1 protein-coding gene is annotated in these 899 nt (G+C 35.8%); it reads right to left on the reverse strand.

Annotated features, from left to right (window positions below; genetic code table 11):
• On the reverse strand, window positions 1–826 hold an 826-nt coding region (locus ACIPNH_RS00455; RefSeq protein ID WP_400770855.1), incomplete at its 3' end, for a S49 family peptidase.
• Window positions 827–899 lie beyond the last annotated feature (73 nt).

Raw genomic sequence — 899 nt, forward strand, 5'->3', positions numbered from 1 at the left:
CAGTACGATACTTGGTTAAATTATCAGTTTCTAGGTCATTTGTAGTTTGTTCATTCATAGTAATACTCCTGTTTTTATTAATAGATGAAAGAATTGTCATTCCATCTGCAAGACCCATCTCTATTGCTTTCTCGCCAAAATATAGCCCTGCTTCAGTATTTTTTATTGCCTCTACAGAGAGGCTTCTATTCTGCGCTATTAGCTCAACCAGCATTCCATATAAACGATTCACTTCGCTTTTTAGATTTTCTAAACTCTCAGAAGTTATTGGCTCATGTGGATTTAAATCATTTTTTCTACTTCCAGCAAATACTGTAGTATATTTTATCCCCTGTTTTTCATCAAACCCACTTTGATCTATATGACTTGCGATTACCCCTATACTCCCAACTCCTGAAGTGCGGGTGAGAAAAATCTTTTCAGCACTAGAAGCAATTGCATACGCAGCAGAATACGCATCGTCATTTGCTATTGCAATAATTCTCTTTTTTGCTCTTGATTCATAAATAAAATCAGCAAGGTCAAACACTCCATTTACTTCTCCTCCTGGGCTATCTATATCAAGTAGAATCGTCTCTATGCTTTTATCTTCTAAAGCGCTCTCTATCTCTTCATGAATTTTTTCATATGATGTCATACCCAGTAAATCATCAAAAGTTTCTGACTTTTTTGTCAAGATTCCATGTATCGGTATTATTCCTCTTTCACTATTTCTTACTGCATGTTTTATATTTTTAAAGATAGGCTGCTTTCCTGCTTGTAGTGACAGTAATTCAAAACTCCTTGGTTCTACCATTACACATCTGTTTAGCCATTGTTGTTTCATAGTACCTCTTGATTGGCCGTAACGTCAGAATCAAAACTTAAGCCCAGTTCACTTGCACGTCTTTGATCTTCTG

Source organism: Wolbachia endosymbiont of Drosophila barbarae (assembly GCF_044752445.1).
In the GTDB taxonomy this organism is placed as follows: domain Bacteria; phylum Pseudomonadota; class Alphaproteobacteria; order Rickettsiales; family Anaplasmataceae; genus Wolbachia; species Wolbachia pipientis.